This window comes from Knoellia sp. AC549 (genome assembly GCF_979258975.1).
Map to the genome: position 1 here is coordinate 1,754,118 of NZ_OZ409890.1, position 22,696 is coordinate 1,776,813.

The 22,696-nt window shown below is 69.7% G+C and carries 21 protein-coding genes; 8 read left to right on the plus strand and 13 right to left on the minus strand.

The annotated features are described in order from the left end of the window. Positions 1-206: 206 nt before the first annotated feature. The 6 genes from ACZZ98_RS08460 to dnaA all read right to left on the minus strand — a co-directional run bounded on the left by ACZZ98_RS08460 (position 207) and on the right by dnaA (position 8,238). Positions 207-1,670 carry a protealysin inhibitor emfourin gene (locus ACZZ98_RS08460; protein WP_463515822.1) on the minus strand — a complete coding sequence of 488 codons (1,464 nt, stop codon included), beginning with the start codon at positions 1,668-1,670 and terminating at the stop codon, positions 207-209. A 130-nt stretch (positions 1,671-1,800) separates the two neighbouring features. Then, positions 1,801-2,286, minus strand: coding sequence for a DciA family protein (locus ACZZ98_RS08465; RefSeq protein WP_463515823.1), 486 nt, complete (start codon positions 2,284-2,286; stop codon positions 1,801-1,803). 88 nt (positions 2,287-2,374) lie between these two features. Next, positions 2,375-3,571, minus strand: coding sequence for a DNA replication/repair protein RecF (gene recF / locus ACZZ98_RS08470; protein WP_463515824.1), 1,197 nt, complete (start codon positions 3,569-3,571; stop codon positions 2,375-2,377). A gap of 10 nt (positions 3,572-3,581) precedes the next feature. Next, positions 3,582-4,742: a phosphogluconate dehydrogenase (NAD(+)-dependent, decarboxylating) gene (gene gnd, locus ACZZ98_RS08475; protein ID WP_463515825.1), complete on the minus strand. Its 1,161-nt coding sequence runs from the start codon at positions 4,740-4,742 to the stop codon at positions 3,582-3,584. A gap of 128 nt (positions 4,743-4,870) precedes the next feature. Further along, positions 4,871-6,004 carry a DNA polymerase III subunit beta gene (gene dnaN / locus ACZZ98_RS08480; protein ID WP_380086462.1) on the minus strand — a complete coding sequence of 378 codons (1,134 nt, stop codon included), beginning with the start codon at positions 6,002-6,004 and terminating at the stop codon, positions 4,871-4,873. 692 nt (positions 6,005-6,696) lie between these two features. After that, positions 6,697-8,238 carry a chromosomal replication initiator protein DnaA gene (dnaA, locus tag ACZZ98_RS08485; RefSeq protein ID WP_463515826.1) on the minus strand — a complete coding sequence of 514 codons (1,542 nt, stop codon included), beginning with the start codon at positions 8,236-8,238 and terminating at the stop codon, positions 6,697-6,699. A gap of 400 nt (positions 8,239-8,638) precedes the next feature. On the opposite strand from dnaA, the gene rpmH reads away from it, so the two are divergent. From rpmH to ACZZ98_RS08520, 7 genes are all read left to right on the plus strand, one after another. Continuing rightward, entirely contained in the window at positions 8,639-8,776 is a 138-nt protein-coding gene (gene rpmH / locus ACZZ98_RS08490) for a 50S ribosomal protein L34 (protein ID WP_040884819.1), read from the plus strand. A gap of 7 nt (positions 8,777-8,783) precedes the next feature. Then, positions 8,784-9,440, plus strand: a complete 657-nt coding sequence (gene yidD, locus ACZZ98_RS08495; protein WP_463515827.1) for a membrane protein insertion efficiency factor YidD — start codon at positions 8,784-8,786, stop codon at positions 9,438-9,440. Positions 9,441-9,505: 65 nt separating this feature from the next. After that, positions 9,506-10,513: a membrane protein insertase YidC gene (gene yidC / locus ACZZ98_RS08500; RefSeq protein ID WP_463515828.1), complete on the plus strand. Its 1,008-nt coding sequence runs from the start codon at positions 9,506-9,508 to the stop codon at positions 10,511-10,513. A gap of 92 nt (positions 10,514-10,605) precedes the next feature. Next, a complete protein-coding gene (locus tag ACZZ98_RS08505) occupies positions 10,606-11,262 on the plus strand; it encodes a Jag family protein (protein WP_463515829.1) in 657 nt (218 codons plus the stop codon). Further along, entirely contained in the window at positions 11,259-11,960 is a 702-nt protein-coding gene (gene rsmG / locus ACZZ98_RS08510) for a 16S rRNA (guanine(527)-N(7))-methyltransferase RsmG (RefSeq protein WP_463515830.1), read from the plus strand. The genes ACZZ98_RS08505 and rsmG overlap by 4 nt, the downstream gene beginning before the upstream one ends. A 1,092-nt stretch (positions 11,961-13,052) precedes the next feature. Beyond that, on the plus strand, positions 13,053-13,973 hold the full coding sequence (locus ACZZ98_RS08515) for a ParA family protein (RefSeq protein WP_463515831.1): 921 nt from the start codon (positions 13,053-13,055) through the stop codon (positions 13,971-13,973). Then, positions 13,970-15,088 (plus strand): ParB/RepB/Spo0J family partition protein, encoded by a 1,119-nt coding sequence (locus ACZZ98_RS08520; RefSeq protein ID WP_463515832.1) that lies wholly within the window; start codon positions 13,970-13,972, stop codon positions 15,086-15,088. The genes ACZZ98_RS08515 and ACZZ98_RS08520 overlap by 4 nt, the downstream gene beginning before the upstream one ends. A gap of 265 nt (positions 15,089-15,353) precedes the next feature. Here ACZZ98_RS08520 and trxA read toward each other — a convergent pair whose 3' ends face one another. The 7 genes from trxA to ACZZ98_RS08555 form a co-directional block, all read right to left on the minus strand. Then, a complete protein-coding gene (gene trxA, locus ACZZ98_RS08525; RefSeq protein WP_380086472.1) occupies positions 15,354-15,680 on the minus strand; it encodes a thioredoxin in 327 nt (108 codons plus the stop codon). A gap of 59 nt (positions 15,681-15,739) precedes the next feature. Then, complete coding sequence (gene trxB / locus ACZZ98_RS08530; protein WP_463515833.1) at positions 15,740-16,771, minus strand: thioredoxin-disulfide reductase; 1,032 nt, start codon at positions 16,769-16,771, stop codon at positions 15,740-15,742. A 101-nt stretch (positions 16,772-16,872) separates the two neighbouring features. Beyond that, entirely contained in the window at positions 16,873-17,658 is a 786-nt protein-coding gene (locus ACZZ98_RS08535) for a hypothetical protein (RefSeq protein ID WP_463515834.1), read from the minus strand. 85 nt (positions 17,659-17,743) lie between these two features. Beyond that, complete coding sequence (sigM, locus tag ACZZ98_RS08540) at positions 17,744-18,322, minus strand: RNA polymerase sigma factor SigM (protein WP_463515835.1); 579 nt, start codon at positions 18,320-18,322, stop codon at positions 17,744-17,746. Between the two features lies 1 nt (position 18,323). After that, positions 18,324-18,881 (minus strand): hypothetical protein, encoded by a 558-nt coding sequence (locus ACZZ98_RS08545; protein ID WP_463515836.1) that lies wholly within the window; start codon positions 18,879-18,881, stop codon positions 18,324-18,326. After that, the gene (locus ACZZ98_RS08550) at positions 18,835-20,556 is read right to left on the minus strand and encodes a protein kinase family protein (protein WP_463515837.1); all 1,722 of its coding nucleotides are present in this window, start codon (positions 20,554-20,556) and stop codon (positions 18,835-18,837) included. Before ACZZ98_RS08550 ends, ACZZ98_RS08545 begins: the two co-directional genes overlap by 47 nt. 61 nt (positions 20,557-20,617) lie before the next feature. Further along, positions 20,618-21,100: an NUDIX hydrolase gene (locus tag ACZZ98_RS08555; RefSeq protein WP_380086477.1), complete on the minus strand. Its 483-nt coding sequence runs from the start codon at positions 21,098-21,100 to the stop codon at positions 20,618-20,620. 88 nt (positions 21,101-21,188) lie between these two features. Between ACZZ98_RS08555 and ACZZ98_RS08560 the strand changes: the two genes are divergently transcribed. Then, positions 21,189-22,640, plus strand: coding sequence for a CCA tRNA nucleotidyltransferase (locus ACZZ98_RS08560; RefSeq protein WP_463517748.1), 1,452 nt, complete (start codon positions 21,189-21,191; stop codon positions 22,638-22,640). The last annotated feature ends 56 nt before the right edge of the window (positions 22,641-22,696 follow it).

Here is a 22,696-nt window from a genome sequence, read left to right on the forward strand (position 1 = left end):
CCCACTGAGTCGTTCAGCGCCTGCCGCACACCGGAGGAACGGTTCGGTCCCCGCTGTGGTTCCGCCCGCGCCCGGCTGGTGGCTCGGCTCAGGGACCGTGCAGCTCAGAGGACGGTGCAGCTCAGAGGACGGTGCGGCTCAGAGATCTGTGCGGCTCAGAGATCTGTGCCGCTCAAAGATCTGGGCGGTTCAGAGGTCTGTGCTCTTCAGAGATCAAGCGTCCTGTCGAAGAGCTCGCGCACGGGATCGGGCAGAGACGGCTCCTGGATCGTCACGTCGAGCGGCGGCACCTCACACGTCACGCCGTAGCAGAAGCGGTCGGGTTGCGCCGGTCCGCCGGCGAAGGACTGCAGCTCGGGATTGGGCCCGGCGAGCAGGGTGCGCCAAGCGGAGGCATCCGGCGCGGGGAGCTCGTCGAGGACCACCGTCCGCTCACGCACGAGCCCGGCGAAGCCGCCCGTGCGGCGGACCTGCACCTCCTGCGGCTCGGTCCCGGGCGCGGGCGCGGGTGTCGGCCCCGGCTCTGGAGTCGGCTCCAGCTCCGGGGTGGGCTCCGGCTCCGGGGTGGGTGCGGGGGCCGGGGCAGGGTCCGTCCCGGCCCCGCCGGTGACGCCCACCTCACGCCAGGCGTTGCGCACCGCGTCAGCCTCCGGGGAGTCCGCGCCGTGCGCGTCGACGGCGGCCGCCTCGGTGAGCGCGGCGAAGGTCGCGAAGTCACAGTCGGCCTTGATGTCACCGGTGATCACGGCATACCAGATCGCGCCGGGAGCCTCCCAGGCGTTGCCACCGAGGGCCGTCGCGACGAGGTGGAACGCCCGGTTGGGGATGCCGGAGTTGATGTGCACGCCGCCGCTGTCCTCGTCGGTGACGACGAAGTCGTCCATGTGACCGGGCTGCGGGTCCTTGCCCAGGCGCGGGTCGTCGTAGGCCGTGCCGGGCGCCTTCATCGACCTCAGCCCGACACCGTTGACCCCCGGCGCGAGCAGCTCGGCGCCGATGACCCAGTCGGACTCCTCGGCGCTCTGTCCGAGGAGGCGCTGCTTGACCAGGATGCCGAAGACGTCGGAGACGTGCTCGTTGAGGGCACCGGCCTGGTCCTGGTAGACGAGGCCGGAGGTGTACTGGGTGACGCCGTGCGCGAGCTCGTGGCCGATGACGTCGAGGCTGCGGGTGAAACCGAGGAAGATCTCGCCGTCCCCGTCGCCGAAGACCATCTGCGACCCGTCCCAGAACGCGTTGTCGTAGTTGGTGCTGTAGTGCACCGTGGCGACGAGCCCGAGGCCCTTGTCGTCCAGCGAGTTGCGGCCGTATGCCGCGTGCCACAGCTCCCAGGTCGCGCCCAGCCCGTCATAGGCCTCGGTGACCGCGACGTCGTCGGTCGCCGGCTCACCCTCGGCGCGCACCTGGGTGCCGGGCAGGGTGGTGCCGTTCTCGGCGTCGTGGATCAGTCGGTTGGGTGCATCGGTCGTCGCCCTGGTGGCCGTGCGGCTGACCCGCCGACCGGTGTCACGCAGGGCGTGCTCTCGGGCGTGCCGCTCATAACGGAGCTGGTCGATGCGCAGCGTCTCGCGGGCCCGCTCAGCGAGGTGCGGCTCGCCCGACGTCGCGAGCGCCTCGAGCAGGTAGGGCGGCACGATCGAGCAGGAGTGCGGGGCCGGGTTCGTCGTCATGCCCCCATCCTCACCCCCGCCTCCGACACCCGCACCCCCGCGAAGCCGCCCGATCGCCGCAGGGCCATCCTGGTCCTGGGGAAGGCGTGACGGGTCACGCCTTCAGCAGGACCGAACCATCACGCGTCGTTCAGCCGTAGGTGTCGCGGGGGCCGCGGCCGTCCTGGACCCGACGCATCCCCTTCGACCACGACGGTGCGCTCGGCCCGACGACCTTGATCTCGGTCACCGTGCCCTCGCCGACCTCACGCGCCAGGCTGCCCATGAGCGTGCTCGACATGAGGCGCAGGTTCGTCGCCCACGCCGTCGACTCGCAGCGGACGGTCAGCACCGAGTCGACGAACTCGACCGGTTGACAGTGCTGCGCCACCTCTTCGCCGACGATCGTGGACCACCGCCCGATGACGGCGCCGACCGCGACGTCGACCTTCCACCCGCGCTCGGTCACGAACGCATCGAGCTCGTCCCCGAGCAGCATCGGGTCCCGCCCGCCCTTGCGACCACCCATCCCGTCGGGCACGTCCTTGAACCGCCGCTTCGGCTTGACCCCCGGACGCAGTCCCCGGGACCGTGCCGCCGCCCGTGCCCGCGAGAGCGCATCCGCCGGCGCACTCATGAAGTCCTCCGGGGTTTCACGTGAAACGTCTGCGTCGTCGCCCGCAGGCAGGTCCGAATCGCTCTGTCCCGCAGTCGGATTCGCGTCGTCACTCACGGGCGGTCACCTCACCGAGCGACACGGCATACGTGCGTCCTCGTAGTTCGGACGGGACGTCCGCCTCGACAGCGGCAGTGATGAGCACCTGCTCGCAGTCGGCGACCATCGCCGCCAGCCGCTCGCGCCGGCCCGAGTCGAGCTCGGCGAAGACGTCGTCGAGGATGAGGACCGGGTCGTCCCCGAGGTCATGACGAAGCAGGTGGTATGCCGCCAGCTTGAGTCCCAGCGCGAAGCTCCAGCTCTCGCCGTGGCTGGCATAGCCCTTGGCCGGCAGCTCACCGAGGGTGAGCACGACGTCGTCGCGATGAGGACCGACCAAGGTCACGCCACGCTCGATCTCCTGGCTGCGGACCTCGGCGAACGACGCGAGCAGCTCGGCGTGCAGCTCCTCGAGCTCGGGCACCTCACCAGCAGCGATCCGCGCCGCGAACTCCTCACGCAGCGACGCCTTGTAGCTCACCTTGGCGTCCGACTGCCCGGCGCTCACCTCGTCGTAGGCCTTGCCGAGCAGCGGCGCCAGGTCGCGCAGCAGCCGCAGCCGGGCATAGAGCAGGGGGGCAGCCACCTGGGCGAGCTGGGCGTTCCACACGTCGAGGGTGTGCAGGGCCGCCTCTCGCTCGGAGAGTGCGTCCACCCCCTCGACCGGCCGTCGCTGCTTGCTCCGACCCCGCAGGACGGGCGCCGCCGACTTCAGCAGGGCGTTGCGCTGCTTGAGGATCCGGTCGTAGTCGCCCCGAGCGCCGGCCCACCGCGGCTGGCGCGCGACGAGCAGGTCGTCGAGGAAACGTCGCCGCTCGGAAGGGTCGCCCTTGACCAGGGACAGGTCCTCGGGGGCGAAGAGCACCGTCCGCACCTGACCCAGCACGTCCCGCGGACGGGTCAGGGGCGACTTGTTGAGCCGCGCCCGGTTGGCCCGGCCGGGGGTGATCTCGAGCTCGACCATCGCCTCGCGGCCGTCCCGGACGACGGCGCCCCGGATGATCGCCTGGGCCGCACCGAACCTGACGAGCGGCGCGTCGTTCGCGACCCGGTGCGACGACAGTGACGCGAGGTAGCCGATCGCCTCGACGAGGTTGGTCTTGCCCTGCCCGTTGAGCCCGACGAACGTGGTGATGCCCGGCTCGAGCGGGACCTCGGCGCTCGGATAGCTCCGGAAGTCGCCGACGGTCAGGTGCCGGACATACACCCCTGGTCGCTCAGGACTTCGTGGCGCTCTTGGCGCTCTTCCGCGTCGAGCCCGTCTTCGACGCGCCCGTCTTCGCCGCGCCCGTCCGGGTGGAGCCGGTGCCGGACGTCGGAGCGGAGCCACCGGTCGAGCCCGAACCGGACGAGGGGCCGGCGGCCGCGGCCTTGCGCCCCTGAGCGGCGGCCTTGGCGGCGCTCTTGGTCGGCTTCTCCTTGCGGGCGGCCTTGGCCTGGGCGGCGGTCGCCGACTTCGGACCCGCAGCGGCCTCGGAGCGCAGCTTCTCGCCCTCGGCGATCGTCATCACCTGGTGGCCACCGAACTCGCCGCGCAGTGCCGCGACGGCCTGCATCGTCGGCGAGTGGTCCTGGCGCGAGGCGAAGCGCGCGAAGAGCGAGGCCGAGATGACCGGCATCGGCACGGCATTGGCGATGCCCTCCTCGACGGTCCAGCGACCCTCACCGGAGTCCGCGGTGTAGTCGGAGACGTCGTCGAGGCCGGGGTTCTCCTCGAGCGCCTTGACCATGAGGTCGAGCAGCCAGGAGCGGACGACCGTCCCACGGCTCCAGGCCTTGAACGAGCCGGGGACGTCCTTGACGATGTCCTTCTTGGCAAGGAGCTCGTAGCCCTCGGCGTAGGCGTGCATGAGGCCGTACTCGATGCCGTTGTGCACCATCTTGACGTAGTGGCCCGCGCCGATGTCGCCGGCGTGGACGAAGCCCTCGTCACGCGGACCCTCGGGCCGCAGCGCGTCGAAGATCGGCATCGCCTTGGCGACGTTGGCCTTCGTGCCACCGACCATGAGCCCGTAGCCGTTCTCCAGGCCCCAGATGCCACCCGAGACACCGCAGTCGAGGTAGCCGATGCCCTTGGTCTTGAGCAGCTTCTCGTTCTCGATGTCATCGGTGAAGCGGCTGTTGCCGCCGTCGATCACGAGGTCGCCCTTGTCGAGCAGGTCGCCGAGCTTGGCGACGGTCTCGCGGGTCGGGTCGCCGTGCGGCACCATCACCCAGACGACGCGGGGAGCGTCGAGCTTCTTGACCAGCGCGGCAAGCGTCCGGACGTCCGACACCTCGGGGTTGTGGTCGAAGCCCACGACCTCGTGGCCGGCGCGGCGGATGCGCTCGCGCATGTTGCCGCCCATCTTGCCGAGCCCGATGAGTCCCAGTTGCATTGACTACCCCTTCAGATGAGCGACGTCCTGGTCCTGAAAATCTTTGAAATCAAAGGTATGCCGGGTGCTCACCTCAGTGAGCGGCATACCCAGGCCTGTGGTGACGGCTGTGCGTCAGGCTACGCCGGTCAGCTCGCGAAGCGCACCGGCATGATGACGTAGCGATAGCTGGTGTCGGCCTCGCCGTCGGCCTCGGCCTGACCGCTGAGGACCGCGGGGCGCGACGGCTGCGTGAACGAGAGCCGGCTGAACTCGGTGCCGACGGCGCCGAGGCCGTCCAGGAGGAAGCCGGGGTTGAACGCGACCTCGACGTCAGGGCCGGTGAGCGTGGCCTCGACGGCCTCGCTCGCCTGGGCGTCCTCGCCGGTGCCGGCCTCGATCGCGACCTGGCCCTCGGTGAAGCGCAGCCGCACGGGGGTGTTGCGCTCGGCGACGAGCGCGACCCGCTTGACCGCTTCGACGAGCTCGGCCGTGTTGATGACCGACTCGGTGTCGGAGCTCGTCGGGAAGATCGAGCTGACCTTGGGGTACTCGCCGTCGAGCAGGCGCGTGGTCGTGCGCCGGGAGCCGGCCTCGAAGCCGACGAGCCCGTCGCCACCGGCGGCCGAGCCGAGGGCGACGTCGATCGAGCCGGAGGCGCCCAGCGACCGGGCCGTGTCGGCGAGGGTGCGCGCGGGCACGAGCACGATGTGGCTCGCGGCGCTGTCCGTCGGGTTCCAGGTGAGCTCGCGCATCGCCAGGCGGTAGCGGTCGGTGGCGAGGAGCGTCATCTTGTCGCCCTCGATCTCGACGCGGACACCGGTGAGGATCGGGAGCGTGTCGCCGCGGTCGGCGGCCACGGACACCTGGCTGACCGCCTGGGTGAAGAGCTGGCCGTCGATCGAGCCACTGGGTTCGGGCGACGTGGGCAGCGTCGGGTAGTCGTCCGAGGGCATCTGGAGCAGGCTGAAGCGGCTCGAGCCGCAGACGACCTGGACCTTGGAGCCCTGGACCTCGACATCGACCGGCTTGTTGGGGAGGTTGCGTGAGATGTCGGCGAGCAGGCGCCCCAGCACGAGCACGGTCCCGGACTCGCTGACCTCGGCCGCGACGGTCAGGCGGGCGGACACCTCGTAGTCGAAGGCGGAGAGCGTCACGGTGCCCTCGTCGTTCGCCTCGATGAGGATGCCGGCCAGGACGGGCACCGGAGGGCGGGCAGGGAGTCCGCGGGCGACCCAGGTGACTGCCTCGGCCAGGACTTCACGCTCGACGCGGAACTTCACGGCATACCGACCTAACTGTGTGTGGGGTGGAGCAGGCACGACAACGTCTTGGACCGCGGGCACCCCGGAGGGTGCGGGCATGCGGGAAAGATGACATTAGTGCACAGAGGAGGGCGGGGACACCCGAGCCGGAAGTTGTCATCAGCCGACCCTTCGTCCCGTTGTGAGCGGCCTCTTGGATGGGGGTTCCACAGGCAGGTGCTCGGGGCAGGACAATTGATAGGGGGATCTCGTCAGAGTTGTAGGAGGTGTGGATCCTGTGGACAACACGGTGTCACTGCAGGTCAGGGACTCGCCGGTCCGGTGGATGACCGGTGGACGGGGTGTGGAGCCACGCGTCATGCCTGTTGACGGCCACGGCGGCGTCCGGTCCCGTCCACGGGGCCGACACCTCTCGTCCACCCCGATCAGGCGGTTGTCCACAGTTGTCCACAGGACCTGGGGATGACGCGCCGTGTCGGGGAGTCCCCAGGTTGTCCACAGGGGCCTTCTCCACAGAGTTCTCCACAGCCCGTGGATGGTCACTGGTGGGACCTCAACGGGCGGGCCAAGGTGTCGAACGGGTGACGAGGTGCCCACAGCTGTGCATAGACCTGTGGACGACGAAAGGTTGAGGACACGAGGAGGTCTCGACAAGGCCCGGAAACCGGAGGAGTCCACAGAGAAGATCTGTGGACAACCGGACGGAACCGTCAGCGGGTCTGTTGCTTGATCCGGTTCGTCAGCTCGGTGACCTGGTTGTAGATCGCGCGCCGCTCGGCCATGAGCTGGCGGATCTTCTTGTCCGCGTGCATGACGGTCGTGTGGTCACGGCCGCCGAACTGCTGCCCGATCTTGGGCAGCGAGAGGTCGGTGAGCTCACGACACAGGTACATCGCGATCTGGCGGGCCGTGACGAGCACCCGGGAGCGTGACTGCCCCTGCAGGTCCTCGAGCGTGAGACCGAAGTAGGCGGCCGTCTGCGCCATGATCGTCGCGCTCGTGATCTGGTTGGCGGAGTCGTGCGGGATGAGGTCCTTGAGCACGATCTCGGCCAGGGAGATGTCGACCGGCTGACGGTTGAGGCTGGCGAAGGCCGTGACCCGGATGAGGGCTCCCTCGAGCTCACGGATGTTCGTGGTGATGCGCGAGGCGATGAACTCGAGCACGTCGTCGGGGACGCTCAGCCTCTCCTGGGCGGCCTTCTTGCGCAGGATGGCGATCCGGGTCTCGAGGTCGGGAGGCTGCACGTCGGTCATGAGGCCCCACTCGAACCGACTGCGCATCCGCTCCTCGAAGCCGCTGAGCAGCTTGGGCGGCAGGTCGCTCGTGATGACGACCTGCTTGTTGGCGTTGTGGAGGGTGTTGAACGTGTGGAAGAACTCCTCCTGCGTCTGCACCTTGCCCTGGAGGAACTGGATGTCGTCGATGAGGAGCACGTCGACGTCGCGGTATCGGCGCTGGAAGTTCGCGGCCTTGTCGTCGCGGATGCTGTTGATGAAGTCGTTGGTGAACTCCTCGGAGTTCACGTAGCGCACCTTGACGTGCGGGAAGAGGTTGCGGGCGTAGTGGCCGATCGCGTGGAGCAGGTGCGTCTTGCCCAGGCCGGACTCGCCATAGATGAAGAGCGGGTTGTAGGCCTTGGCCGGCGTCTCCGCGACGGCGAGGGCGGCCGCGTTGGCGAAGCGGTTGGAGGCCCCGATGACGAAGGTGTCGAAGGTGTACTTCGGGTTGAGCCGGGTCAGCTCGACCTGCTCGGGGACGGCGGCTCCCGGGCGGGGGCGCAGTGCACCGGGTGATCGCCTCCTCGCGACCGAGCCGTCGTGGCGGCCGTCGTCGTCGTCCTCGTCGTCCTCCACCAGGGCGATGCCGTCGAGCTCGGCCCGTCGCTTGGCCCGGCGCCCGTCGCCGTCGCTCGGCCCGGGCTCGGTCCCGCTCGTCGTGGTGCGCGGGACCTGGTCGTCGCTCTCCGCCCCGGCGTCGTGGGGCGGGAGCTGGGTCGGCACGTCCGCGAGCGACTGGTCGACCGTCACGGCGAGGCGCACGTCGTGGCCGAGCTGGCTGCTCAAGGTCTCGGTGACCCGCTCGCGCAGCCGGGTCTCGACGATGTCCTTGGTGAAGTCGTTGGGGACGGCGATGAGGGCGGTCTCGTCGAGCAGGCCCACGAGCTTGGCGAGCGAGAGGAAGGCGCGCTGCTGGACAGGGATTCCGTCAGAGTCGAGCGCGTCGAGGGTGGTGCGCCAGATCTGGTCCATCCCGACATCCGGCACCTGATCACCCAGACCTTTCAGTGTCACTTGTGCGTGGAACGAGGATGTCCACAGAGTTTTCCACAGACTGTGGGTATGCCGGGTGACGCTAACAAGGGGGTGGCCCTGCGGCAAGCCGAAACGTGGTCCCGAACCATCGGGTGCGCGGAACGCCCCGCGTGTCGTGTCAACGGGAACACCGTGAGGTGAGAGCATAGGCGGTTCTCTGCCCGGAGCGCTTCCCCTCGGCGAGTTTGACCCGGTATGCCGCCCTCACGTACCTTTGACAGGCCTGTTGTGGCGGCCGTTGACGCCTGCCCACAGCCTCTGAGCCAGCACGACCCAGACAGCCCCAAACCATGCGGTTTTTGTCCGTATGGGTCCGTCCCGTGAGAGAAGATTTCCCGTGAGCAAGCGTACGTTCCAGCCCAACACCCGTCGTCGGTCCAAGACCCACGGCTTCCGTCTGCGCATGCGCACCCGTGCGGGTCGCGCCATCCTCGGTGCCCGTCGCCGCAAGGGCCGCTCCGAACTCTCCGCCTGAGGCTTCGGTGCTGCCGGCGCCGCACCGACTGCGTCAGCGGTCGGACTTCGCGTCGGCCATCCGTGCCCCTGGTGCGATGCGAGCGGGATCGAGGATCCTCGTGGTGCACGCCAACGTGACCGGCTCTCGTGCGGGACTTCCGCCGCGGGTCGGTTTCGTCGTGTCGAAGGCCGTGGGCAACGCGGTCGTGCGCAACCGGACCAAGCGTCGACTCCGCGCCGCGATGGCCAGCGAGCTGGCCGGCATACCGGCGGGTGTCGACATCGTCGTCCGGGCTCAGCCGGCCTCCGCGCAGGCCACGTTCGCTGAGCTTCTCGGAAGCGCTGAAATCGTTGCTGCACAAGGCAATTCGTCGACTCGAGGTCACCCAGTGACACTGGGTCAGGTCGCTGCCAAGCCGCTCGTCTGGCTCGTGCGCGCCTACCAGCTCGTCATCTCACCCATGCTGCCGGCCACCTGCCGCTACTACCCCTCCTGCTCGGCGTATGCCGTGACCGCCCTGGGCCGCCACGGCCTGTTCCGGGGAACCTGGCTCACGCTCCGGCGGTTGGGCAGATGTCACCCTTGGTCTGCTGGCGGGGTCGACCACGTGCCAGCACTGCCCGGAGAACCGGATGACGGCGAGCTCATCGCGCGCCACATCCCCCACGAGACCACCACCTGACCCACACATCCGCACCACCGTGTGGGCCGATCCCGGCAGAGACGCCGGACTGACCAAAGGACAGCATGGGAGACTTCTTCAACAGCCTGATCCACCCGATCGAGCTTCTCGTCGCATGGATCATGTACGGCTTCCACCAAGCGCTCACGACGATCGGCCTCGACCCGGCGTCCGGCCTGGCGTGGGGCCTGTCCATCGTCGGTCTGGTCCTGGTCATGCGCGCCGCGATGATCCCGCTGTTCGTCAAGCAGATCAACGCCTCCCGCAAGATGCAGCTGATCCAGCCCGAGCTGCAGAAGATCCAGAAGAAGTACAAGGGCAAGAACGACCCTGAGTCCCGTCAAGCGATGACTCAGGAGACGATGGGGCTCTATCGCAAGGAGGGCACCAACCCGTTCTCCTCGTGCCTCCCGATCCTCGTGCAGTCGCCCTTCTTCTTCGGCCTCTTCCGCGTGCTCAACGGTCTCGACGAGATCGGCGCCGGTGATCAGGAGAAGATCGGGCCGATCACCCAGGAGGTCGCTGGTCAGGCCGAGCGGGCGACGATCTTCGGTGCCCAGCTCTCCGACACCTTCCTCGGCGCCAACAACACGGCGACCTACGTCGTCACGGTCATCCTCATCATCCTCATGTCAGCCACGACGTTCCTGACGCAGCGTCAGCTGATGACCAAGAACATGCCGGCATCCGCGCTCGACAACCCGTTCGCGAAGCAGCAGAAGCTGATCATGTACGTCATGCCGATCGTCTTCGCGGTCTCCGGCATCAACTTCCCGATCGGTGTCCTCCTCTACTGGTTCACCACCAACGTCTGGTCGATGGTCCAGCAGTTCTACGTCATCCGGAAGATGCCGGCGCCGGGCTCCGCCGCCGAGAAGGCCCTGCACGAACGGCTCGCCAAGCGCGGGAAGCCGATCCCCGGTGAGGCCGAGCGGAAGGCCGCAGAGGCTGCCGAGGCCGAGGCGGCAGCCGAACGGACCCGCCAGCGGGTCCAGCCCAAGGGCAAGAAGCGCGCCAAGAAGAAGAGTGGCGCCGGCCCGGTTGCCGAGAAGAAGCCCCAGACCAACGCTTGAGACCACAACTGCCGTATCAGGGCTCTGACCTGCGACGATGCGGCGCCGGATCAGCGGACCCAGACGTCTGCCGCCACGAGAGGAACGACCAGATGAGTGAACTGACCGACCAGGAGACTGCCGAAGCCACCGCTGTGGACGAGGCCGCCACCACGGCCACGGACACACCGGCGATCGGTGACGCCACCGGCGACGGCGAGGTTGACAGCGCGCCGGATGCGGACCTCGGCGGCGAGGACGCTGTGGACGACACCACCGACACCGCCGCGGCCAAGGAGGCGCCCGCCGACCTCGAGAAGGAGGGGGAGGTCGCTGCTGACTTCCTCGAGAACCTCCTCGACATCTGCGACCTCGACGGTGACCTCGACGTCGACATCGACGGGGACCGTGCGGCCGTGGCGATCGTCGACTCCGAGGAGGGCCGCGTCCCCAGGCGCCTCGTCGGTGACAACGCCAAGGTCCTCGACGCGTTGCAGGAGCTCACCCGCTTGGCGGTGCAGTCGGCCACCGGCCACCGCAGCCGCCTCATGCTCGACGTCGCCGGCCACCGCGCCGGTCGCCGCGCCGAGCTCGTGGAGGTCGCCAAGGTGGCCATCGCGTCGGTCAAGGAGTCGGGCGAGCAGGTCGCCCTTGACCCGATGACCGCGTTCGAGCGCAAGGTCGTCCACGACGAGGTCCTGTCAGCCGGCCTCTCCTCCGAGTCCGAGGGCGTCGAGCCCCGACGTCACGTCGTGGTCCTGCCCGCGTGAGCGATGTTTCACGTGAAACGGTGACCGCCCACGGCGACACCACCAGCGCCATCCCCACAGCCGCACCTTCAGGTGCGGCTGCGGTTTTTGCCGACCGTATGCCGTCCGCCGCCCAATTCGTCGAGATCCTCGCCGACACCGGCGTGACGCACGGCCTCATCGGACCGCGTGAGGTCCCCCGACTCTGGGAGCGGCACGTCCTCAACTGCGCCGTCATCGAGGACGCCTTCCCCCACAGCGCCAAGCTCATCGACGTCGGCTCCGGCGCTGGCCTGCCCGGGGTCGCCCTGGCCCTGGCCCGCCCTGACCTCGACATCCACCTCGTCGAGCCGATGCAGCGCCGCACGGACTGGCTCACCTCCACAATCAGTGAGCTCGGACTCGACAACGTCACGGTGCACCGTGGCCGCGCCGAGGAGTTCGCCGGCGTCCTCGCTGCGCCTTGGGTCACCGCCCGGGCCGTTGCCCGCATCGCCAAGCTGGCCAGGTGGTGCGTGCCCCTCCTCGACGGTCGCGGGACCGTCGTCGCCATGAAGGGCCGCTCCGCCCAGGAGGAGCTGGACGCCGACCGGCGCGAGCTCGAACAAGCTCGGCCTCGTGGCCGACGCCATCACCTCCCACGGATCCGCCGTCCTCGACGAACCCACCCTGACGCTGGATCTGACCTTCCAGCCCAAAACCCGCGTCACCGAGGGTAAGAAGAAGCGCTGACCCTTCTTTGTTGCGGCTCCGGTTCTCTTCTGACCGGGGCCGCTTTCTTTTGCGTCCTTGGGGTCGCAGGGAAGTGCTCGTTCGCCGCAGTCCCATCCGCCGCTCGCGCGCAGAGCGCACTCCCGGCTCCCGCCAGGCCCAGCCAGCGGCGAACGAGCACTTCCCTGCTCCCGTTACCCACCTGCCAGCGTGGTCCCGTTGGTGAACTCTTCCGCCCTGTCTCGATCACCGCTCCTGCGTGCTCCCATTAGGCTCCCAGCCCTCGCCGTGGTCCAGTTGACGCGACACGTCACCTTGGGTGTTGTCGGAGTCCTCCCGCAAACTCCTCCCCTCTTCTAAGACTCGTCATCGCCATGACGAGTCGGTGGCCGCGCTGTGAGGTCACGGGGAGATGGAGCCATACCGCGAGTTGGCACGCATGGGGTGAGACGGAGCGCACGCCGTTTCACGTGAAACATGACTACAGCGGCAGGTGACCGGGTGGAGGGGTGGTTGTCCGTGTCGCCGCTGGCTGGGTCTGGCGGGAGCGCGAAGTGCGGTCTACGCGCGCAGCGCGGATGGGACTGCGGCGACACGGACAACCACCACGGAGGCGACTACGGACGCCCGCTCCACGTCGTGTTTCAGGTGGAACGTTGTGCTGTGAGCGGAACTCGCGACGTGGGGTGTTCGGGGTTTGGCGTGTCGGGGGTGGTTGGGTTTGGATTGGGTGTTCCTAACCGACGACCGTGAGGTGGATCCCGACGATGGCAGTCGAGGCCGTACGCCGCGTGACCCCCGGGCTGGGATTCCCAGCCCTCCCCGGATCCGTATCAGCTCCGTTGGGGTGGCCCGGTCCGGACGGTGTCGACCGGGGCGATGTTTCACGTGAAACGGCCGCCGATTCGGCGACTCCTGGGCCGAGCGCCGGTTTGGAGGAGTCGCTGGTCGGAGGTGACGGCTCGTCGGGGGAGACTGAGTCGGTGACGGTGACAGTGGCTGAGAGTATGGACGACGTTTCACGTGAAACGCTTCCGACCGAGTCGGAGAAGGCGGCCGATGCGCTGGACCGCGTGTCCCGCGACGTGCAGGAGGGGGACGTGGCGGACATTCCCGCTGCTGGATCGGACACGCCCCTGGCCCAGGCGGTGGCAGCGGACACCCGCAAGCGGATGACCCTCACGGGTCGAGAACTGCCTCGCCCGGCGCAGACCCGCGTGCTCACCGTGGCGAACCAGAAGGGTGGGGTCGGCAAGACGACGACCACGGTGAACGTCGCAGCAGCGTTGGCCCAGGCCGGCGCGACGGTGCTGGTCATCGATCTCGATCCCCAGGGGAACGCAAGCACGGCGCTCGGCATCGACCACCACGCCGAAGTGCCGAGCATCTACGACGTGCTCGTGGACGGCGATCCGCTGAGCAAGGTGGTGCAGCCGTGCCCGGACGTGTCGGGCCTGTTCTGTGCCCCGGCCACGATCGACCTGGCCGGCGCAGAGATCGAGCTCGTCTCACTGGTGGCGCGGGAGACCCGACTGCAGAGAGCGGTCTCGAAGTACGTCACCGAGCTCACCGAGCAGGGGCAGACCCTCGACTACGTCTTCATCGACTGCCCGCCCAGCCTGGGGCTGCTCACCGTGAACGCCTTCGTTGCCGGGAGTGAGGTGTTCATCCCGATCCAGTGTGAGTACTACGCGCTCGAAGGGCTGTCACAGCTGCTCAAGAACATCGAGCTGATCCGCGACCACCTCAACCCCAACCTCCATGTGTCGACCATCCTGCTCACCATGTTCGACGGGCGCACCCGGCTCTCGGCCCAGGTCGCCGACGAGGTGCGCAGTCACTTTCCCGACCAGACGCTCAAGGCTTCCGTGCCGCGTTCGGTCCGCATCTCCGAGGCGCCCAGCCACGGCCAGACCGTCATGACCTATGACCCCAACAGCAGCGGCGCCCTCTCGTACCTCGAGGCCGCCTCCGAGATGGCAGCGCAGAACGCCGCCGACAACAGTGAGGATCGCTCATGAGCGACAAGCGACGTGCCCTCGGCCGCGGACTCGGCGCCCTCATCCCACCCGGTGCTGGCGGCACGACCCATCGCCCCACCGATGTCTTCTTCAAGGAGCGTCCCTCGGAAGAGGTGGGGCCGGGAGCGGTCGACCCGGCTGCGCGTCCGACGTCGGACCCAGCTTCCACCGGCAGCCCGGAGGCTGATGAAACCACTGAAGGGGACGCGTCGTCGCAGGTCAGCGGCCCCAACGCTGATCAGCAGTCCCTGGCCACCACCGCGGACAGCCCTGAGCTCGTGAGCGTTCCCGGTGCCCGGTTCGCGGACCTCCCGCTCGACGCCATCCGCCCCAACCCTCGCCAGCCACGCACGGTCTTCGACGAGGACGACCTCGCCGAGCTCGTCCACAGCATTCGTGAGATCGGCGTCCTCCAGCCCGTCGTCGTCCGTCCGATCCCGACGGATACCCCCGACGTCCCCGAGGGTGTCGAGTTCGAGCTCATCATGGGCGAGCGCCGTTGGCGGGCCAGCCGGGGGGCCGGCAACGACACCGTCCCAGCGATCATCAAGGCCACGGAGGACGACGACCTCCTGCGCGACGCGCTCCTGGAGAACTTGCACCGCAGCAACCTCAACGCCCTCGAGGAAGCCGCTGCCTACCAGCAGCTCCTCGACGACTTCGCCTGCACCCAGGAGGAGCTCGCCACTCGCATCGGTCGCTCGCGGCCCCAGATCAGCAACACCCTGCGCCTGCTCAAGCTGCCTCCCGTCGTGGCCCGCCGCGTGGCCGCCGGAGTCCTCTCCGCCGGACACGCCCGCGCCCTCCTCGGCATCTCGGACAACGCAGCCATGGAGCGCCTCGCCCAGCGCATCGTCGCCGAGGGTCTCTCGGTCCGCTCGGTCGAGGAGATCGTCTCCCTCGGAGTGGAGGACGAGAAGCCGGCCAGGCGTCGTCCCCGTGCCGGTGGACGCCACCCGCAGCTCGACGACCTCGCCGCCAGCCTCTCGGACCGCCTTGAGACCCGCGTCGGCATCGCCCTCGGCAAGGCCAAGGGAAAGGTCACCATCGAGTTCGCCTCGGTCGAGGACCTGAACCGGATCCTCGACACGATGCATCTCCGATCACCCAGCTGACCTCCCCTACCGCGTCGTCGGTCGCCTTCCTCCCTGCCCGCTTCGCGTGCACAAGCCCGTTCGCCGCAGTCCCATCCGCCGCTCGCGCGCTGAGCGCGCTCCCGGCTCCCGCCAGGCCCAGCCAGCGACGAACGGGCTTGTGCTCGCTGCGCTCGATTCGGGGTCATCCCGCCAATTGTGTTGTGCTGCAACGCTATTCGTAAGTCCGGCACATGTAGAAGAGCCCCGGTCGTCGACCGGGGCTCTTCGCTCGTTGCAGGGGGTGTCAGGCGAGGAAGGGCTCGAGCTCGCGGAGGAGCTTGGGCTTGGGCATGGCGCCGACGATGGTCTTGACGATCTCGCCGTCCTTGTAGACGTGCATCGTCGGGATCGAGGTGATGCCGAGCTTGCCGGTGACGGCGGGGTTCTCGTCGGTGTTGAGCTTGACGACGTCGAGGGTGTCGGCGTGGTCGCGCGCGATCTCCTCGAGGACGGGGGCGATCGCCTTGCAGGGACCACACCAGGGGGCCCAGAAGTCGACGAGGGTGACCTTGCTGTTCTTGAGGACGTCAGCCTCGAACGAGGCGTCATCGGTGGTGCGGGTGGCTCCCATGGGCTGGGGTCCTTCCTGGGTTGGGGTCGAGGGCTTGAGGGTGGGTGAGGACGGAGTGGTCAGGGCGCGACGAGCGTCGCGATGAGAGCGGCGTCGCGGGCGGGAGCGTCCTCGTGCTCGATCGCCGCGATGAAGCGCTCCGCGTCCAGGGCGGCGGCGCAGCCGGAGCCCGCCGCCGTGATGGCCTGGCGGTAGGTGTGGTCGACGAGGTCTCCACAGGCGAAGACACCGGGCAGGTTCGTGCGCGTCGAGCGCCCCTCGACGAGGACGTAGCCCTCTGCGTCCAGGTTGACGACACCCTGGACCAGCTCGTTGCGCGGGTCGTGGCCGATGGCAATGAACAGGCCGGTGACCGCGAGCTCGCTCGTGGCGCCGGTGGTGGTGTCACGCAGGGTCACACCGGACAGCTTGTCGCCGCCGTGGATCTCGGCGACCTCGCTGTTCCAGGCGAACCTGATCTTGTCGTTGCTCATCGCCCGGTCGACCATGATCTTCGATGCGCGCAGCTCGCCGCGCCGGTGCACGATCGTCACGCTCCGGGCGAACTTGGTGAGGAAGGTGGCCTCCTCGACGGCGGAGTCACCGCCACCGACGACGGCGATGTCCTGGTCGCGGAAGAAGAAGCCGTCACAGGTGGCACACCACGAGACACCGTGACCGGAGAGTCGCTTCTCGTCGGGTAGTCCCAGCTCGCGGTAGGCCGAACCCATGGCCAGGATGATCGCCCGGGCCCGCCAGGTGCGGCCCTCACTGTCGACGACGCTCTTGATCTCGCCGTCGAGCGAGACCGACTCGATGTCGTCGGTGACGAGCTCGGCACCGAAGCGGTCGGCCTGGGCCCGCATCTGCTCCATCAGCTCCGGCCCCATGATGCCGTCGCGGAAGCCGGGGAAGTTCTCGACCTCGGTCGTGTTCATCAAGGCACCGCCTGCGGTGACGGCTCCCTCGAAGAGGACCGGCTGGAGGTTGGCGCGGGCGGCATACACGGCAGCGGTGTAGCCCGCCGGGCCGGAGCCGATGATGATGACGTTGCGGACGTCCTGGTCGTCGGTCGCGATCACGGTCGCGTCGGCGGAGGAGCTCACGAACACCGTCCCTTGTGGCTGTGGTGGGGACCAACCGCTACATGCGGTGGTCACGATGCAACTGATCCTAGGCGCTCGGTGTTCCCGACAGGTGGCCCGACCCGCGGTCAGGGAAGGGCCACCGGGCCGTCGAGGACGGACGGGTTGTCGGTGGTGCAGTCCCGACCGACGGCGTATGCCGTCCGCTCACCTCCCACGGTCACGATGACGACCGCTGAGGGTGCCCCGTCGAACACCGCGAGATCGACCTGCGCGGCGGTGGCGCGGGGGAGGCCGAGCGCCTCCAGGCAGGAGCGCACCCCGAGCTCGGTGCCGATCGGACCGATGCTCGGGGCCTCGGCCGTCATGGGGGTCACGGGAGGTGCGCTCGCGGGAGCGTTGAGCTGAGTGGCGAGGCCGGCAGACGTGTAAACACGCCCCGACTGCCGCACGACGACCGCGCCCGGAACGGCGTCCCGCAGAAGCTTGCCAGTGGTGGTCAGTTCCGAGCTCTGGGGGCCGGAGGCGTCCCCATCGGGTGGCGACCCGGTCAAGGACTCGGCGTCACTCGCTGCACTGTCGGACACCTCACCCCCAGCGGTGCTCTCGAAGCCCGACTGCCGGTCGAGAAGGCCCAGCTGTCCGCTGACCAGCGCTCCGCTCCCGAGAAGGACGACCGCAGCGACTGCGGCGTGACCTGCGTGCCTGCCCCACCAGGACCGTCGCGTGGAGCTCGGCGTTCCACGTGAAACCGCGTCACGAGACGGGTGGGTGTCGCCCTCGGGCGCGGGCTGCTCGGCCAACGAGGCGTGGATCCGACGGACCAGGTCGTCGGGCATCGGCCCCGGGTCCGGAAGCCCACGCAGCAGCGCGCGCATCCCCGTCGGGTCCAGCTCGTCGTCCGGCGTGCTCACCACCAGCTCCTCATCCCAGGTCTCGTACTGACCGCTCCGGCATCAGGGAGTCGACGCCGGAGGACAGGCCACTCTCGGTAGGACGTCACGACGTGGCCTCAGGTTCCCGGGCGGCGCCCTCTTGCGGCCGGCCGAGCAGCTCGGCAAGCGCCGACCGGCCGCGGGCGCAGCGCGACTTCACGGTGCCCACGGGGACCTCGAGCAGCTCCGCGACGTCCGCGACCGGCATACCGTGCATGTCGACGAGCACGAGGGCGACGCGCTGGTGCTCCGGGAGCCGGGCGAGGGCCGCTCGGACATCGAGCCCGGTCTCGGCCTCGCCGTGCCGGTCGTGCGTGTCGATGATGTCGATGTCGGCGGCATCACCGGCTCGGCGCAGCACGTCCCGCTCGCGTCGGAGCCGGTCGAGGCAGGCGTTGACGACGATCCGGTGCAGCCACGTCGAGACGGCCGCGTCGCCGCGATAGGACCCGGCACGGCGGAAGGCGTTGAGGAAGCCCTCCTGCACGCAGTCCGCAGCGAGCTCGCGGTCGCCGGTCGTGCGCACGGCCACGGCCCAGAGACGGTCACGGTGCCGGCGGAAGAGCTCACCGAAGGCCTCGGCGTCGCCGGCGACGTGTCGGGCCATGAGGGCGCGGTCGTCAGCGCCCTCGAGATCGCCCATGTCAGTTCTTGACCTCGACCTCGCCGAGAAGGGCGCGGTAGCGGCCGGTGCTGTCGGTGGTGAGCCCGGTGAACCAGACGATGACGTACTGACCCTGGGTGCCCGCCTTGACCGGGAAGGTCACCGGGCCCTCGACCCCGGACTTCTCGCCCACCTTGGTCGCGGCGCTGAGGGAGCGCTCTCCGTTGATGTAGACCGCGACGTCGGCCTCGTTGGTCAGGGTCAGCGTGACCGAGCGGGCGGCGACGTTGGGGCCGAGGTCCACGCTCACGCCGACCCCTTGCTTGAGCCCGCCGAACTCGGCGGACGAGTAGCCCTCGGACTGCCACGAGGTCGACGGGTTGCCGTCGAAGACACGAGGCGCCCGTGTGCCGTTCTCGCGTCCGTCGCCCTGGGGGTCGAAGCCGTCCGCACCAAGGATCTGCAGCGGCTCACCGGTCGTCGCGCTCGGGCTGGCGGTGCCCGAGCCGGTCGGGGTGGCGCTGCGGGTGGCGCTGGGAGTCGAGGCCCGGTCAGGCACGCCACCGAAGTCGAGGTCGGTGTTGGAGCCGATCTGCATCACTCCGCGCACACCGAAGGCGAGAGCAAGCACGAGGAACGCAGCGACGATGCCGAGCGCGAAGCTTGGACTCGCGCCGGTTGAGCGGCTGGGCGGGCACGAGGGGCGCAGGTGCCTCGAGGAACGCGTCCCTCCCGGTGCCGGGCCGCAGGCGTTCGCCGTCAGGTGTCAGTCCGGGAGCGTTCGGGCCGGTGACCCGCTCACGGAACCCGCGGCGCTCGGCGGCCTTCTCGGCCGCCCGGTCACCCACCTGGCGGCCCAGGGACCCGACGCGTGAGCCGACTCGGCCCACGGCGCCGGCCACGGCCGAGCCCGCCCCGGCCATGGCTGCGCCGGCAGCGGAGGCAGCTGCCGCAGCGCTCGCGGCCGCTGCGGCGTTGGGACCTGGGGTCGAGCGAGGCGACTCGCCGGCGGCATCGTCCGGACGGGCAGGGGTGTCGTCGTCCGGCCCGGCGCCGGTCTCAGGGCCAGGCCCGGGGTCGTCATCGCCCGAGGGAGGAGCGGGCCGGACCGGCTGCAGCTCGGCGGTGCCGTCGAGGTCTCGGCTGCGTGGGGTCCCGCCAGCCCCGCCGGCCGCGCCGGCCACCGGGATCGCCTCGGTCACCGGGGTGGTCTCGATGGTCTGGGTGGACTCGTCGGGCGAGGGATCTCCGAGCCCGGAACGGTCGATGACCCTGGTCGGCACGTCCTCCGCGGGGATCTCGTCCGACTCCCTGCTGTCGACCGGCTCGACCGGCTCGACCGGCTCGAGCGGCGCGGTCGGCTCGTCCGGCACAGCCGGCACAGCCGCGGAGGCCGCGCCAGCCGCAGGGGCCGAGGATTCCGGGCGAGCGGACGGAGCGAGGGCGGCCGGGGTCAGCGCAGACGGCACACGCGGGTCGACGGCACCGGTGGTCGCGATGGTGGACCGTCCGGCGACCTGGCGTGAGGGCCAGGGGGCGATCTGGCGGGCGAAGTCACCCGGCGATGTCGGTCCCTGGTCCTCACCGAGCGTCAGGCGGCACAACGCGTCGAGGTCTCGCGGCACACCCGCCGCGATCTCCGACGGGGCAGCGACCCCGTTGACGACGCGCGGAGCGGGCCCGAGCGATGTCTGACCCTCACCCGGCCACAGACCGGTGAGGCCGGCATACGCCAGGGAGACCACGCCGATGGCGTCGCGACGGGACGCGTCGTCGGACTCGAGGTCGTCGAGCTCGAGCAGGGCGGCCGTGGTGGCGACACCACGCACGCGCACCTCACCGTCGAGGGTGCGCAGGACGTCCTCGGGGCGCAGGTCGAGGTGGTGCAGGCCACGCTGGCGGGCCGACTCGAGGGCGGTCGCGACCTCGCCGACGATGCGGCGGACCTCGTCGGCCGGCAGCCCACCCTCCTGGACGAGCTGGGCGAGCGAACGGGCGCCGGCACTCTCAGCCTCCACGACCCAGGCGACGCCCCTCTCGCGACCGACGTCGAGGACGCGGTGGAGCGTGGGTGTCTCGAGACCGGCGGCGCGGCGGGCGGCGTCGAGCAGGGCGCTGGCACGGTGGTCCCCGTCGGGGAGGCAGAGCACCACGACGGAGCGCCCGAGGGTCGTGTCGTCAGCGGTCCAGCGTTCGCCTCCGTGGCGCTGCTCGATCCTGCGCTGCGTGGTGTACCGCCCATCGAGGGTGGTTCCCGGTCCGACGCCCTCCAACGGGTGCCCCTTCCGCTCAGTGTGGCGCCCATCCTAGGCGGGGAGGGGACCCCGACCCGGCTCAGTCTCCGGCGAGCCGCTGCCAGGCGATCCGGGCGATGCGGCGCTCGTTGGGGAAGGTGAGGTGCCGGTGCGCATCACGCAGCGCGAACCACGCGACGTCGATCGCCTCGTGGTCGGGGTCGTTCTCGATGGTGAGGACACCACCGACCGCCTCGAGGAGGTAGTGGTGGACGTACTTGTGGATCCGCCGGTCACCGACCGCGAACCAGTAGTCGATGGTGCCGAGCTCGATGAGGACCTTGCCCTGTATGCCGGTCTCCTCCGCGACCTCGCGGGCGGCGGTCTGCGGGAGGGTCTCGGCTCCCTCGATGTGCCCCTTGGGCAGGCACCACTCGACCCGCCCGGCGCGGTTGCGGCGCGCGATGACGGCGATCCGCGCCTCCCCGTCGTGCACGTCGACGACGACACCGCCCGCCGATCGCTCCTCGACCGCAGGAAGCCGCCGGGTCACCCGGGGCGGCTCCGCTGCGGCATGGCTCATCTGGTCACTCTAACCACGCACCCTGATGCACCTACTCTTGTCACTCGTGTCACCCACCCCACCGCACACCCCACCTCCGGCCGCGCTCATGGAGCAGGCCGTCGCCCGTCTCGCACCGGTGCTGCCGCTGCTCGTCGAACTCGGCGCGAGGTTCGTGGAGCTGGGTCACGAGCTGGCCCTGGTGGGCGGTCCGGTGCGTGACGCGTTCCTCGACCGCACCCCTCCGGACCTCGACTTCACGACCAGTGCCTCCCCGGACGAGACCGAGGCGATCCTGCGGTCGTGGGGGAGCGCGACGTGGGACATGGGTCGCGAGTTCGGGACGATCGGCGCCCGTCGACGCGAGGGCGGGGTCGAGACCGTCGTCGAGGTCACGACCTACCGCGCCGACGCCTATGACGGCGTGACTCGCAAGCCCGTGGTGGCGTTCGGCGAGTCGCTCGAGGAGGACCTCGTCCGCCGCGACTTCACCGTCAACGCGATGGCGCTGCGCCTGCCGTCGCTGGAGTTCGTGGACCCCCACGGAGGGTTGGCCGATCTCCAGGCCGGCGTCCTGCGCACCCCGGCTGCGCCCGAGGTGAGCTTCGGTGACGACCCGCTGCGGATGCTTCGGGCCGTGCGCTTCGTCGCCCAGCTCGGTGTCGTCCCGGCTGCTGAGGTGTATGCCGCGATGCAGGCCATGTCGGCCAGCCTCACGATCGTCTCGGCCGAGCGCGTCCGCGACGAGCTGGTCAAGCTGGTGCTCGCTCCGCGGCCGCGGGCGGGTCTGGAGCTGCTCACGGCGACGGGGCTCGCGGCACAGGTGCTGCCCGAGCTCCCGGCGCTGCAGCTGGAGGTCGACGAGCACCACCGCCACAAGGACGTCTACGACCACTCGCTCATCGTCCTCGAGCAGGCGATCGCCCTCGAGGGTCCGGCCGACGGGCCGCCCGAGTCGGTGCCGGGGCCGGACCTCGTCCTGCGCCTGGCGGCCCTGCTCCACGACATCGGCAAGCCGGCGACGCGCCGCTTCGAGCCCGCGGGAGGGGTCAGCTTCCACCACCACGAGGTCGTCGGTGCCAAGCTGACCGCCAAGCGGCTCAAGGCGCTCCGGTTCGACAAGGAGACGGTCAAGGCGGTGTCGCGGCTCGTCGAGCTGCACCTGCGCTTCCACGGCTACGGCGACGGGCAGTGGACCGACTCGGCGGTGCGGCGCTACATCACCGACGCGGGGCCGCTCCTTCCCCGGCTGCACCGGCTCACCCGCGCCGACTGCACGACCCGCAACGTCCGCAAGGCTAAGCGGCTGTCGCGCACCTATGACGAGCTCGAGCGTCGGATCGACCTCCTGCTCGAGCAGGAGGAGCTCGCGGCGGTGCGCCCCGAGCTCGATGGCAACCAGATCGCCGAGGTGCTCGGCATCCGCCCCGGGCCCGTGCTGGGCCGCGCCTACAAGTTCCTCCTGTCGGTGCGCCTCGACGAGGGCCCCATCGGACCCGAGGCCGCCGCCGGCCGGCTGCGCACCTGGTGGGCCGACCAGCCCGAGTCCTCGGACGGCTGAACGGGGAGTTCTCCCCATCGTGCTCATCAGCACCGCAGGGCTAGGCTGGTTCGGAT